The organism is Anabaena sp. UHCC 0399, assembly GCF_034931465.1.
In the GTDB taxonomy this organism is placed as follows: Bacteria; Cyanobacteriota; Cyanobacteriia; order Cyanobacteriales; family Nostocaceae; genus Trichormus; species Trichormus minutissimus.
Genome location: NZ_JAYGGZ010000021.1, coordinates 12282 through 25158, shown reverse-complemented (window position 1 = coordinate 25158; position 12877 = coordinate 12282). Strand labels below are relative to the sequence as shown.

14 protein-coding genes are annotated in these 12877 nt (G+C 41.1%); 11 read left to right on the top strand and 3 right to left on the bottom strand.

Annotation, left to right across the window (positions count from 1 at the left end; genetic code table 11):
• The first annotated feature begins 675 nt into the window (after positions 1–675).
• From VB693_RS13210 to VB693_RS13180, 7 genes are all read left to right on the top strand, one after another.
• The gene (locus VB693_RS13210; RefSeq protein WP_323266669.1) at positions 676–1188 is read left to right on the top strand and encodes a DUF2808 domain-containing protein; all 513 of its coding nucleotides are present in this window, start codon (positions 676–678) and stop codon (positions 1186–1188) included.
• 177 nt (positions 1189–1365) lie between these two features.
• Positions 1366–1500: a 50S ribosomal protein L34 gene (gene rpmH, locus VB693_RS13205; protein WP_190705043.1), complete on the top strand. Its 135-nt coding sequence runs from the start codon at positions 1366–1368 to the stop codon at positions 1498–1500.
• A 25-nt stretch (positions 1501–1525) separates the two neighbouring features.
• Entirely contained in the window at positions 1526–1948 is a 423-nt protein-coding gene (rnpA, locus tag VB693_RS13200; protein ID WP_323266668.1) for a ribonuclease P protein component, read from the top strand.
• Positions 1935–2318 (top strand): PH domain-containing protein, encoded by a 384-nt coding sequence (locus VB693_RS13195; RefSeq protein ID WP_237988363.1) that lies wholly within the window; start codon positions 1935–1937, stop codon positions 2316–2318. The genes rnpA and VB693_RS13195 overlap by 14 nt, the downstream gene beginning before the upstream one ends.
• Before the next feature lie 224 nt (positions 2319–2542).
• Positions 2543–3685 (top strand): membrane protein insertase YidC, encoded by a 1143-nt coding sequence (gene yidC, locus VB693_RS13190; RefSeq protein ID WP_190705035.1) that lies wholly within the window; start codon positions 2543–2545, stop codon positions 3683–3685.
• 3 nt (positions 3686–3688) lie between these two features.
• Complete coding sequence (locus VB693_RS13185) at positions 3689–4207, top strand: protein jag (protein ID WP_190705033.1); 519 nt, start codon at positions 3689–3691, stop codon at positions 4205–4207.
• A 114-nt stretch (positions 4208–4321) separates the two neighbouring features.
• A complete protein-coding gene (locus tag VB693_RS13180) occupies positions 4322–4828 on the top strand; it encodes a DUF177 domain-containing protein (RefSeq protein WP_323266667.1) in 507 nt (168 codons plus the stop codon).
• A gap of 42 nt (positions 4829–4870) precedes the next feature.
• On the opposite strand, the gene VB693_RS13175 is transcribed toward VB693_RS13180, so the two are convergent.
• The 3 genes from VB693_RS13175 to VB693_RS13165 all read right to left on the bottom strand — a co-directional run bounded on the left by VB693_RS13175 (position 4871) and on the right by VB693_RS13165 (position 8266).
• A complete protein-coding gene (locus tag VB693_RS13175; RefSeq protein WP_323266666.1) occupies positions 4871–5512 on the bottom strand; it encodes a Uma2 family endonuclease in 642 nt (213 codons plus the stop codon).
• The gene (locus VB693_RS13170) at positions 5512–6111 is read right to left on the bottom strand and encodes a Uma2 family endonuclease (protein ID WP_323266665.1); all 600 of its coding nucleotides are present in this window, start codon (positions 6109–6111) and stop codon (positions 5512–5514) included. Before VB693_RS13170 ends, VB693_RS13175 begins: the two co-directional genes overlap by 1 nt.
• A gap of 124 nt (positions 6112–6235) precedes the next feature.
• Positions 6236–8266, bottom strand: a complete 2031-nt coding sequence (locus VB693_RS13165; RefSeq protein ID WP_323266664.1) for an elongation factor G — start codon at positions 8264–8266, stop codon at positions 6236–6238.
• Positions 8267–8547: 281 nt separating this feature from the next.
• Between VB693_RS13165 and VB693_RS13160 the strand changes: the two genes are divergently transcribed.
• The 4 genes from VB693_RS13160 to VB693_RS13145 all read left to right on the top strand — a co-directional run bounded on the left by VB693_RS13160 (position 8548) and on the right by VB693_RS13145 (position 12875).
• On the top strand, positions 8548–9462 hold the full coding sequence (locus VB693_RS13160) for a tetratricopeptide repeat protein (protein WP_323266663.1): 915 nt from the start codon (positions 8548–8550) through the stop codon (positions 9460–9462).
• 187 nt (positions 9463–9649) lie between these two features.
• Entirely contained in the window at positions 9650–10195 is a 546-nt protein-coding gene (locus VB693_RS13155) for a phosphate-starvation-inducible PsiE family protein (RefSeq protein ID WP_323266662.1), read from the top strand.
• A 444-nt stretch (positions 10196–10639) separates the two neighbouring features.
• Positions 10640–11713 (top strand): iron ABC transporter substrate-binding protein, encoded by a 1074-nt coding sequence (locus tag VB693_RS13150; RefSeq protein WP_323266661.1) that lies wholly within the window; start codon positions 10640–10642, stop codon positions 11711–11713.
• A gap of 151 nt (positions 11714–11864) precedes the next feature.
• The gene (locus VB693_RS13145) at positions 11865–12875 is read left to right on the top strand and encodes an iron ABC transporter substrate-binding protein (RefSeq protein ID WP_323266660.1); all 1011 of its coding nucleotides are present in this window, start codon (positions 11865–11867) and stop codon (positions 12873–12875) included.
• The last annotated feature ends 2 nt before the right edge of the window (positions 12876–12877 follow it).

Sequence of the window (12877 nt, the reverse complement as noted above, 5' to 3'; positions counted from 1 at the left end):
ATGCCACTGTTGCAATTAGCTATGTAATCAACTCATAGCTACTGCTTTGAAGCATGAGTGATGGCTTTTTCGTTTAGATAGAACCTTGAACTTTTCCGTTTCTTCTTGCTTTACGACAGACGAAGCTTCACTTTGATTCCTACAAGTCTTACTTTTACTGATAACTGCCAATTGCTTTACTTATTGCAAATCTTAATTTTAATACTCTATTTTCTATCTATGTCTTTAGTATTTTTTAGGGATCTAAAATTTTTGTTTATATTTTTGATTACATCTTGTAATATTCAAACCAATTCTTTGATTTTTTAGCTTGAGAGTTCCCCAATGGTTGTTTAATGATAATTGATGAGATACCAGCCTATTTTTTACGCTCTCTCCCAACTTAACAGGCGATCGCTAATTACAAAGCTCAATTTTTATAACGAAAAGCCTAAATTACGATACACTTATACATATTTAGCAACACAATCAAATGTTAACAGTGTTTATATTTAGCGCAAATTTGACCAAGCTAATGGCAGAAGACGAAGGTTAAAAGGCAAAGGACAGACAAAAAAGTTGGTACATTAAGGCACTTTTTATCGCTACATCACGTCTCCTGTCAGCAAGCCAACAGTAAAGTTTAGTTATAAAAACTCAAATTACAGACATAATTTTTGGTGGAGGAGTTACATTATGCGCCGTTTACTTTCCGTTTTAGCTCTGACTAGCTGTGTACTGACTAGTTTACCCGCTATTGTATTGGCACAAGGAGGTCAAGGGTTCGTACTGTTTAGCGGGATTAAACGGGAAAATCAGCTGCCCTTTCGGTTAGATTTTGGCGGGCAAACTGACAGTATAGATAGATACATATTTAGGATTCCTGCCCAAAACATGAAATTGGCCGTTGCTCAATTTGCTGTTACTTATCCTAACTATTACAAAGGCAGTTTTGATCCCAAAAAAATTGAAGTCAGAGTCAAGGGTAAGAAAGTACCCCTATCTGAAGCTAAATGGAACAAAGAAAGCGGTTTAATTGAAATTTTTCCTGAAGAACCAGTACCAGCAGGTAGCAGCGTAGCATTAGTGTTTTCTGGTGTCAGAAATCCAACCTTTGGTGGTACGTTTTATTTCAACTGCCAAGTTCTCTCTCCAGGAGATTTACCATTATTGCGTTACATTGGGTCTTGGATTGTGACTATTAGTTAAGTCTTTGGGCATTGGGCATTGGGAAATAGTTACTCTCTGTTCTCCTGTGTCCCCGCTCCACCCTACTTTAATTTTTAGCTATGGACTCTGAACTATGTACTCTGGACTATTGACTCTTAACAATGATATATTTTTAGATTGTGACTTTTTATAAAAATCGCCTAAAAGGAGAACAGTATGCAGAGAACACTGGGTGGGACTAACCGCAAGAGAAAAAGAACCTCTGGCTTTCGTGCCAGAATGCAGACACCAGACGGCAGAAACGTCATCAGAGCTAGAAGAAAGAGAGGACGGCATCGTTTGAGCGTGTAGGGTATTTTAAGCGAAAAGAACAGCTGTGGCATTGCCAAAAGCAAATCGACTAAAATCCCGCCGAGATTTTCAGGCAGTTTTCCGAGAAGGAATGCGGCGATATAGCTCCCATTTAACTTTGAGAGCTTTAAAACCGTCATCTGCCAAAGAGTCTTCTTTGGATACTGCCCCTAAAAAACCCATAAACACTGACTGTGAAAATTTCACCAGTACAAAAATTGGCATCTCAGTTAGCACCAAAGTCAGTAAAAAAGCCGTGGTGCGTAACCGAATTAAACGTCAGATTGCGGCAGCGTTGCAGCAATTACTGCCAAAAATAGCACCAGGATGGAAATTGGTGTTAATTGTCAAACCAACAGCAGCAGAATCTGAGTGCGGAAGCCAACAATTTCTGCAAGAATTAGAGCAGTTGTTGGCACAAACTGAGGTATTAAATGGGCATTCGTGAAGAGATTTATTATGAAGGTGGCCCCCACATCGGGGACTTGATTTTAAATATCCTGATTGGCTTCACTGTTATAGGTATACCACTGGCAGTTGGTGCAATAGTTAGAGCCTTGTGGCTGCGTTACCGCATTACCGATCGCAGAATATCTGTCATGGGTGGTTGGATGGGACGCGATCGCACTGACGTAATTTATGCAGAAGTTGTCAAAATTGTCAAAGTTCCCCGTGGTCTAGGAATTTGGGGAGATATGGTAGTGACTTTAAGAAATGGTAGTCGTCTGGAAATGCGGGCAATTCCCAACTTCCGCGAAGCTTATGACTACATCAATGAAAAAGTTGCGGCTAAAAATCCTCAATACACAGCTAAGTAGGAAATAGGGAGTAGGAAGTAGGGAATATCCAATTTGCTGATATAAAACAAAAAATTTCCCATATTCCACTTAACAAAGTCTACAGACTACTCCCCATTGCCTACTGCGACTCCCATTTTTGGCGTTGTGCGGCTATCCGTAGCAGAGGATAGTCGCATAGTCATCACTATTTAGATAAATTAGATTCAGATCAATTTACAGTACCTCAGGTTGAATTCAGAATAATGGATTTTGGTATCGGGTTTCTCTCAAACAACGTAATGCTGCCAATCATAGACTTGTTCTACAGCATTGTACCTAGCTATGGATTGGCGATCGTTGCCTTGACATTGATAATCCGCTTCGCGCTCTACCCCCTGAGTGCTGGTTCAATTCGCAGTATGCGGCGGATGCGAGTTGTACAACCTCTGATGCAAAAGCGGATGGCGGAAGTTAAAGAACGTTATAAGGACGACCAGCAAAAACAGCAGGAAGAACTGATGAATGTGCAGAAGGAATTTGGCAACCCCTTGGCGGGATGTTTGCCACTTCTGTTGCAAATGCCAGTCCTGTTGGCTTTGTTTGCCACCTTGCGGGGTTCGCCGTTTGCTGGAGTTAACTATTCTGTTAACCTGCAAATCGTTCCTTCTGAACAAATCGAACAAATTCAACCCCAAGCCTTTGCTACTGCTCCTCAGAACATTTATGTTGCTGATCAAGAACACGTTAAAGTTGCGGCTATTATCCCTAGTGGCAACAAATTAGCAGTAGGTGAACAAACTAAGATTCAATACCAGACCCTTGAAGGTAAACCATTCCCGGTATTACTGGCAGAACACCCAGAAACAAAGTTAATCCCTGAATGGAAAATTACCAAAGGGGAAGATAGGATCAAAATTGACACCGAAGGCAATATAGAAGCCTTACAGCCAGGTGATGTCACAATTCAAGGTACAATTCCTGGATTGGCAGCCGATAAAGGATTCCTGTTTATTGATGCCTTGGGCAGAGTTGGAGCAGTAGACCCAGATGGTGTAGTCCACTGGGATATTGTGGCGATGATTCTCTTTTTTGGGGTCAGCCTTTACGTTAGCCAAATACTTTCCGGGCAGAACTCCAGTGGTGGCAACCCACAACAAGAAACCGTCAACAAAATCACCCCTGTCATCTTTTCTGGGATGTTCTTTTTCTTCCCGTTACCTGCTGGGGTATTGATGTACATGGTGATTGGGAACGTTTTCCAAACCCTGCAAACTTACATCCTCTCTCGCGAACCCTTACCAGAGGAACTACAAAAAATTGTAGAAACTCAGGAAAAACAAGTAGCGGCAGAACAAAAAACATTGCCTTTTGAGCCAAAAAGTTCCAAGAAAAAGACCACAGGTTAATAGATGAGCAATATTCCCATGCAGCGAGGTCAGCAGTGGCTAAAATCACTGCTGGAACTCACTGGGATGTCATCTGAGATTAGAGGTAGTGTAGAAGCTCCCCATTCTCCAGAAGAAGATGCCCCAGCAATAGATAGTTACTGGTTGACAATAGATGAAACCAGCTTGACCCCAGAGCAAATTCAGACCCTAATTGGTGCTGATGGTTCTGTGCTAGATGCAATTCAGTATTTGGCGAATTCTACCCTTAACCTCAATCAACCCGAAGAAGAACAAGCTTCCTACACGGTGGAATTGAATGGGTATCGAGTTAAAAGACAAGCTGAAATTCAAGCAATAGCCGAAGCAGCAGCCGAGCAAGTACGCTCCACAGGGCAAGAAGTAGAAATTAAATCTTTAAGTTCTGCGGAACGGCGGTTGGTGCATACCTTCTTCCAAGATATGGGCGATTTAGAAACCTTTAGTCGTGGCAAAGAACCCCATCGTCATTTGGTTGTCCGTCCGGCAGGGGTTGAATCCTGAACATCTCAACCAGTACAGAATATTCGTTCTTGCTAAAGGCTAAACTATATATGGATTGTCAGCAGTATTGCTGATGATCAACATACATTTTCGTGATGATGTTTTACCAATCCTATGGACGCAATTTTTATTCCGCAGCTAAATAAAGCCCCGGAGCGGACAGAGGAAGTTCAAGTTAAAGAATTTCTGCCTGGGCTAGAAACGTTGACACCAGTGCGCGGCCACGTCTGTGTGCAGCATCATGGCAATTATTTGGATGTGTCAGCTCAGGTAGAAACTATTATTACTTGTACCTGTAATCGCTGCTTACAACAGTACAATCACCGTTTAGTGGTGAATGCTCAAGAAGTTATCTGGTTAGATGAGGCGGTAAATCAAGAGCAAGACTTGCCTTTAGAAAGGGAAGTGGCTATAGAAGATTTGCTAGAAACTTTATCGCCTAATGGTTATTTTTATCCCAGTGAATGGTTGTATGAGCAGATGTGTTTGGCTTTGCCTCAGCGTCAGTTATGTGATTTAAAATGTCCAGGTATTCTTAGCACTGCTATTGAAAGTGAAGAAGATTCTGTTGATAATCGTTGGGCTGGGTTGAAGGCTTTGAAAAAGCAACTTCCGGGATAGGTTTTGATCAGCTCACGTAGAGGCGCAAAGTGAACTTCTTGGCTACATTTGCGCTCTTACCCACTTCCTAAATGACCTGAGTGTTGGACTTCTCCCTATAGTTTGGCTTTGTTCATAGAATTGAGAAATTGCTTCCACAATTGGCAAGTTGGGAAAAGTTGGACTAATTTCTGACTCAATATATTTGCCATCTTGAAGGATGTTTATTTGGAGTCTGCCTTTTTCATATCGCCAAAGTTCAGGGACTTTTAAGGCTTCGTAGGCTGCAAGTTGAGTTTTAGAGGTGATATCAACTTCAATTACTAAGTCGGGTGGTGGGTCAACTGTTAGGTCTATACGTTCTTTCCCAATCATCCGAGCATGATTTTTAATATAGAAAGAATCATCAGGCTCTACACCAAAACTCATATCTTCACGTTTAAAGGTGGTTGAGCCAAAGGATTCACAATCAACTTGTAATTCTTCCAAGAGAATTTTTACCATATCACCAATGATGACCTTGGCTACCTCATGCTTCGGTAATGGCATTCTTATCTCCAAAGTTCCCTGAATGTAAGCCAACCGAGTTGCACGATGGTCGCCTAGTTCGGTGAGAATTGCCTCAAATTCTTGCCAGCTAACATTGTGGAGTATTACTCTATGTCCTGGCGGTACACTTAATTGTCTGAATTGAAGTGTTACCATTAGTAACTTAGGTTATTTCTAATAATTTGAATAAATTCCTGCACAGCATCATATTGGTCAGGCATAGAAATATAATGCAGCAGCAAAGCTGGGTCTAAATCTGGGAAAAATCTACTCCGGTTGACTTCTTCATATTCTCCCTGCTCATTCAGACAGAATATTTGAATTTGATTAGCTTTCCAGAACCAAACTTCGGGTATTCCCTTGGGCTTGTATAAATCTTTCCTATTAATAGTTCCACTGGTGACGATAACTTCAATTACAATGTCGGGTGTTTCTTTATTACTCCCAATGCAGTAAGATTCATCCGGTGTACCAGAAGCATACCCTGGTTCTTCCAAGGTAAAACCACCACGACCGTAGAAGCGGATACCTTTTTCCCTCATATAAGCTTCGAGTAAATAACCGAGAGTTGTTTTCACGTACTCGTGTTTATCTCCAACGGGAGACATAATTTCCATTACCCCTGCTAAATAAGTTAGTCTAACTTCTCGGTTATCTTCTAGTTGTGCGGCGATGATTTGGAACTGTTCCCAAGAAACGCCATGAACAGTGACGAATTTTTCTTCTGTTGGCTGTTCTAATAATGAGATTGCCATGAGCGATCGCAATTTCAATAAATAATCTGTATATTCTCTAGTCTAGTATTGTCAACAAGAAATTGGAGTGACAATTATTGCCACTCCAAGATTCTGAATAGAGGAGACATTTTTGAACTTAAGACTATTTGCCATTACCGTTGCTAGCAAGTACACGTTCAGCCAGCTTTTCTGGGACTTCTTGCAGGTGGTCATATTCCCAGTGGAAAGAACCAACGCCGAGAGTGAGCGATCGCAGCTCTACAATAAAGTCTTGCATCTCGGCTTGTGGTAAGTAAGCAGAAATATTATCCCAGCCTTGCCAGTCGTTTCTACCTTCATAGCCCAAAATCTGACCCCTGCGACCACTCAGCAATTGCAGCACCTTAGAGGTAAATTCGCTGGGTGTGGTTACTTGTAACCGCAAAATTGGTTCTAGGAGGGTGGGTTGCGCCTGGGGTACGCCTGTTTGCATGGCTAACCGCGCAGCTTGCTTAAAGGCTTGTTCGGAACTATCAACGTTGTGATATGAACCATTGGTTAATGTCACCGCCACATCTACAATTGGGAAACCCAAAGGCCCGTGGGTGAGGAATTCCCGCACTCCCATTTCTACGCCGGGAATGTATTGTTTGGGAACTACACCACCAACGATAGTTTCCTGGAAGTTAAAGCCTTCCCCACGGGGTAACGGTTTAATATCTAGGAAAACATCCCCAAATTGCCCATGACCGCCGCTTTGATGCTTGTAGCGTCCATGTACTGAGTTTACAGGTTTGCGAATGGTTTCTTTATAAGGGACTTGTGGCAGATGGGTAGACATGGGTAAGTTATATTTGCGGCGCAGTCTATCTAAGGCCACTTGCAAATGAATTTCACCTTGTCCCCACAGAATAACCTCGTGGGTGTCGCCGTGCTGTTCCCAAGTTAAAGAGGGGTCTTCTTCTAATAACTTAGTAATAGCAGCACTTAATTTCACTTCATCGTTGCGCTTTTCTGGAGTAATCGCCAGGGCATACACTGGTTCTAATGGTTCAGCTTTGGGTAATGCTAACGCCTGTTCTGTAGAAATGATATCCCCGGTTTTAATCCCTTCTAATCGGCTCAAGGCCACAATTTCACCAGCCGCAACTTCATTGACTGACTGCTGCTGTTGTCCCATGAGGCGATAAATACCGCCAGTCCGCACACCGTTGAGGACAATCCCATCGGTTAATTTGCCTTGCCAAATCCGCACGAGGGAGAGTTTACCACCTTGGGGAGTGTAATAGGTTTTCAAAACCTGGGCTATGGGTGTATTGCTGGGTTTACTACCTTTAAGGCGGCGTTCTGCGGTGGCTTCTGGTGCTGGTGCTTCCCGTAGCAGTGCATCTAATAGTGGTCTTACACCATAATCTTGTTCGGCGACACCAAAGAAGACGGGGACTACCAAATCTGCCCCTAATTCCATTTTTAAATCTGTGAGAATTTCTTCTTGGGGTGGTTCGATATCTTCTAAAAGTTCTTCGAGTAAATGATCATCAAAATTGGCTAAAGCTTCGAGCATTTCGGCTCTGGCTGTATGTTCTTCTGCTTTTAAATGTTCGGGGAAAGGAATGGGGTCTGCTGGTGCGCCTGGATGATATTGATAGGCTTGTTCGCTCACCATATCAATGAAGCCTGTTAGCTGTTCCCCTTGCATGATGGGGTATTGATGGGCTACTAATGGACGACTAGAAACCGCTTTGAGGGCGTGTAATGTTTCCAGAACGTTGATATTTGCCCGATCCATTTTATTAACAAAGACCAAATGGGGTATTTCCCAATCGTCTAGGAATTTAAATAGAGGCGCAAGCGTGAGGACTCGGTCACGGATAGGTTCGCAGATGACAATGGCTGCATCAACCCCAATTAAAGCGTTATAAGTCTCTTGAGCAAATTCTATACTTCCTGGACAGTCAATAAAAGTAAAACGAGTGTCATTATACTCTGTGCTAGCGGCAGTAACTTCTACACTCATCCGGCGATCGCGTGCTTCTGCTGCACTATCACCGGTTGTGTTACCATCCTTAACGCTGCCTTTGCGAGAAATCGCTCCTGTGACAAATAACAAGCTTTCTAATAATGTTGTTTTTCCACTTAAATAAGGGCCGACAATGGCAACATTCCGCGAACCTAATATGACTTTTTGGCTCATAAAACCTCCCTTGCAGTAAGTCTCTCTTACCGCATAACCCTGTGTTTTTCAGGGGATGAATAATTAGACCTATTGCCGGAGAATTATCCCCCCTTTAACTTGTCATTATCATCTGTTTAACTAAAAACAAAAAAAATTGTAGCCTGTCGTAAAATTCTTCTTAAGAAAGGTTAAGTAAAACTAACTTTAATACCGAATAAAAAAGTTTTGTTAAAACCTAATTTTTGACAAAACTTTTTTATGAATAACTGTGACAGAAATTAGTTTGAGTCAATATATCAATGGAAGTATCTTTATATAATTATCCTATCGTTGGGATGTTGGGTTTAACATTACTATGGGGATGTATGCTGCCAGTCTCAGCTAACTCTCTTACTCCCCAACTTTTCAAGATAGCACAGTCTAGTGTGCCAACCGCAACAACCTTGTTAAATCAAGGCTTACAAGCAATTCAATCGGGGAGAGTACAAGATGCGATCGCAGCATTTCAAAAGGCAACTCAGTTAGATCCTAACTTAGCCGCAGCCCATTACAATTTAGGTTTAGCCCTGCGACAAACTGGACAATTACAACCAGCCGCTAATGCTTTTTATCGCGCTACTCAAGCTGATCCTAACTTCTCCCTCGCCTTTGCCAATTTAGGGGGAGCGTTGTTAGAAGGTAATAATTTACAGCAGGCGGGTGAATACTTACAACGGGCTTTAGAAATCGACCCCCAGCTAGGTTTTGCTCACTATAACTTAGGATTAGTCAGACAACAGCAACAAAATTGGGAAGGTGCGATCGCATCTTTTCAAAAAGCGATCACATATAGTAAAAATGCCCCAGAACCTCATTATCATGTAGGTGTCTGTTATCTGCAACAAGGTAAGCTTAATCAAGCTCAAGCAGCGTTTGAGCAAGCCATCAAAATTAATCCTAAATATCCAGATGCTCACTACAATCTAGGTGCAATTTGGTTTAATCAAGGCAAACTGCAAGACTCTTTAGTTTCATTTAGGAAATCAGCAGAAGCTAATCCTAATTACCCTAATGCTTATTATGGTGCAGGGTTAGTTTTTATGCAGTTAAATCAGTATGGGGAAGCAGTGAAAGTCCTTACCCATGCCAAAAAATTATATAACGCTCAAGGCAATCCTCAATGGGGAAAAAATGCTGAAAGATTGTTGCAGCAAGTACAAAATACTAAACAATAAATAGTCAATATCGAACATCTATTTATTAGATAGTGTGATTTGTATTTAAGAGCTATTAGCTAATAGATAATAACTCTTAAATTATCATTATTGCTGATGCAAAAATACTTAAGTTTAGATAAGAATAAACATATGGCATGAATTGGCTGTGCTGGTCTGTCCTGACCAGATAAAAACGGAAAACTACATGAAAAAGCGCGTCAAGAGTCGATTTTTATTTTGCGATCGCTGGCTAGATAGACACGCGATCGTTGGCTATATGGAAGCTTTCCAAGACTTGCTGGTAATTATCTTGTGTTTAGCTTTATTTGCAGTCATGGTCGCACAATTGTGGGGAATATTTATTGCGATCACACAACAAGTAGATTATAAATTATTAACATCAAAAGTCCTTTTTGTATTAATTTTGGTGGAATTATTTCGGCTCTTAATGGTTTATCTAAAAGAGCATAGTATTTCCGTAGGAGTAGCTGTAGAAGTAGCAATCGTTTCTGTTCTCCGAGAAGTAGTTGTTCACGGCGCATTAGAAATTTCTTGGATTCAAACTATAGCAATTTGTGGGTTATTATTTATTTTAGGTGGTTTATTAATAGTTTGTGCTAAGACACCGCACATGGATTGTATGAGTGCTAATACAAAATATTGTCCAATTAGAGATAAAGAAAAACACAACAAAATAGAATTTAATTATTCAAAAAATTATGATGACAATCAACCTCGAATTAAAGAATAGAGATGTTTTCAACTAATTGCAGTCTTGTAGAAATAATCCAACTTTTCACGTTATGTGGAAAATCTAACGCCAAACCTAACCCCCTAACCCTCTTCCCTAGTAGGGAAGGGGGAATATGTAAAGGAGATGTACTCTAGCGTTTGCTATCAGCAAACATAATCCTTCTGTTTAGCTACTTATCACACGCTAATAGTTTCTCTTTGTCTGCTATTGCTTTGAGGCAGACTTTTTGATTTAATAAAAACTATTGTCAAATATTTATGAAAATTGCATTTAGTAAAATTCTCAAGATAATCAATCAAAAACTCCTGTAATAGCTAGTAAATGATGCTTATTAGCTGATTTACCAAAGATGTTATACTCAATGGGCAATAATGAAAATAGCCTATTTTAATAAAATAAAATCTTAATTATTTATAGTTTTTAATAGAAAAGGAGAAAAATATGCAGCGTCGTCAGTTCATCTACTTAGTAGGATTAGCAACAGTGAGTGGTGGTTTAGCGATCGCCTGTAATGCTAATCCCGACCCTAGTGACACGGCTGAATCTGCAACCCAGGCGACAACTACCAGCACCACCAGTGGTGAATTAGAAAAAACCTTGGTAGTTTACTCAGGACGCAACGAAAAACTCATAGGTGAACTGATTAAGCAATTTGAGCAACAAACAGGGACTAAAGTACAAGTGCGTTATGGTGATACGGCTGAGTTAGCATCAGCAATTTTGGAAGAAGGTGCAAACAGTCCCGCCGATGTATTTTTTGCCCAGGATGCAGGTGCTTTGGGGGCTATCCAAAAAGCAGGTAAAGCATTAACATTACCTGCATCGCTGCTTAATCAAGTCGATAGTGTTTACCGTTCCCCTGAAGGTCAATGGCTAGGTATTACTGGTAGAGTGCGGACAGTAGATTACAATACACAATTAGTAAAATCAGGGGAATTGCCAACCTCTATCTTTGGCTTTACTGAACCAAAATGGCGCGGGAAAATTGGCTGGGCCCCGACAAACGGCTCATTTCAATCGTTTGTGACCGCCCTACGGGTAGGCGAAGGAGAAGATAAAGCTAAACAATGGTTAGAAGGTATCAAAGCTAACAATGCTAAAGTTTATCCCAACAACACCTCAATAGTCGAAGCTTTATCTAGAGGGGAAATAGCTGTAGGGTTTGTCAATCACTACTATCTAGAACGCATCAAAAAAGAAAATCCTCAAACCCCCGTGGAACATCACTTTACCGATGATGTTGGTTCTTTGGTGAATGTCGCTGGTATAGCGATTCTCAACAACGCCAAGAATCCTAATATGGCGCAAAAGTTTGGGGAATTTATGCTCAGTGAAACTGCTCAAAATTACTTTGCTAATCAAACCTATGAATATCCCCTCGCTTCAGCAGTTGCTACCCCGGAAAAATTGAAATCTCTCAAAGATATTAAAAAACAAACTCAAAGTATCGACTTGAGTAATCTGAATGATTTAGAAACAACGCTCCAACTCATGCAGCAAGTTCAAGTTATCTAAGCTGTTATTAGCTGCATTCTATAAAGTAAAAAAGAAACCTCTAAAGTTTTTGAGAATTTTTCTTGCTTAGAAGTGCTAGTTAATGGTAATGGTTGAGAGGAGAAAAATTATTGCAAAAACTTCCTGTTAAGGGAAAATGGAGACTGAGAGAGTGAAAACGTTGCCATTGATGAAAGTCTCAGCTGGAGCTATGGCTTTTATGCTCAGCTGGGGAATGGGCTTAAGTGTCAATGCCCAAACCAAAACCATTACTATCTATTCAGGTAGAGGGCAAAAACTGATTGAGCCATTGCTTGCACAAGCCAAAAAAGACTTAAATTTAGATATTCAGGTGCGTTATGGCGATACAGCCGAATTAGCGATCGCACTTTTGGAAGAAGGTAAAAACAGCCGTGCTGATTTATTTTTTGCCCAAGATGCAGGTGCATTAGGCACTCTAGAAAAACAAAAGCGTACCCTACCCATTTCATCTAACTTACTCAATCAGGTAGATTCTCGCTTTCGTTCTCCCCAAGGACATTGGCTAGGAATTTCTGGACGCGCGCGGGTGATTAACTACAACACCAAGCTAGTCAAGAAAAATCAACTCCCGACCTCTATTTTGCAATTAACACAACCACAATGGCGCGGTAAAGTTGCTTGGGCCCCCACTAACGGCTCATTTCAATCATTTGTCACCGCCATGCGGGTGCTAGAGGGAGAACCCAAGACGCTGCAATGGTTACGGGCAATGAAAGTCAATGGTGTTAAAGATTACCGCAACAATACCACAATCGTAGAAGCACTAGGACGGGGAGAAGTTCAGCTAGGGTTAGTTAATCACTACTACTTACCTAACTTGAAAAAAACTAACCCCAACTTACCAGTAGCCTCTCACTACACCAATAAAGACTCAGGCTCAATGATTAACATTGCTGGAGTCGCCATTGTCAACTCCACCAAACAAAAACCGGAAGTAGAAAAATTGATTGGCTACCTACTCAAACCGAGTTCACAAACTTACTTTGCTCAACAGACTAACGAGTACCCCCTAGTCAAAGGAATACCAGGGCCAGCAAATCAATTACCACTGAACAAGCTGAATCCGCCTAACGTTAACCTGACTAACTTAAATGATTTGCCAGGAACATTGGAATTATTACAACAGGCAGGAGTTTTGTAGAC

Bases quoted from the DNA above. Each gene is read 5' to 3' on its own strand.
- VB693_RS13210 (WP_323266669.1), top strand. From the start codon at position 676: ATGCGCCGTTTACTTTCCGTTTTAGCTCTGACTAGCTGTGTACTGACT.
- rpmH (WP_190705043.1), top strand. From the start codon at position 1,366: ATGCAGAGAACACTGGGTGGGACTAACCGCAAGAGAAAAAGAACCTCT.
- VB693_RS13195 (WP_237988363.1), top strand. From the start codon at position 1,935: ATGGGCATTCGTGAAGAGATTTATTATGAAGGTGGCCCCCACATCGGG.
- yidC (WP_190705035.1), top strand. From the start codon at position 2,543: ATGGATTTTGGTATCGGGTTTCTCTCAAACAACGTAATGCTGCCAATC.
- VB693_RS13185 (WP_190705033.1), top strand. From the start codon at position 3,689: ATGAGCAATATTCCCATGCAGCGAGGTCAGCAGTGGCTAAAATCACTG.
- VB693_RS13180 (WP_323266667.1), top strand. From the start codon at position 4,322: ATGGACGCAATTTTTATTCCGCAGCTAAATAAAGCCCCGGAGCGGACA.
- VB693_RS13175 (WP_323266666.1), bottom strand. From the start codon at position 5,512: ATGGTAACACTTCAATTCAGACAATTAAGTGTACCGCCAGGACATAGA.
- VB693_RS13170 (WP_323266665.1), bottom strand. From the start codon at position 6,111: ATGGCAATCTCATTATTAGAACAGCCAACAGAAGAAAAATTCGTCACT.
- VB693_RS13165 (WP_323266664.1), bottom strand. From the start codon at position 8,266: ATGAGCCAAAAAGTCATATTAGGTTCGCGGAATGTTGCCATTGTCGGC.
- VB693_RS13160 (WP_323266663.1), top strand. From the start codon at position 8,548: ATGGAAGTATCTTTATATAATTATCCTATCGTTGGGATGTTGGGTTTA.
- VB693_RS13155 (WP_323266662.1), top strand. From the start codon at position 9,650: ATGAAAAAGCGCGTCAAGAGTCGATTTTTATTTTGCGATCGCTGGCTA.
- VB693_RS13150 (WP_323266661.1), top strand. From the start codon at position 10,640: ATGCAGCGTCGTCAGTTCATCTACTTAGTAGGATTAGCAACAGTGAGT.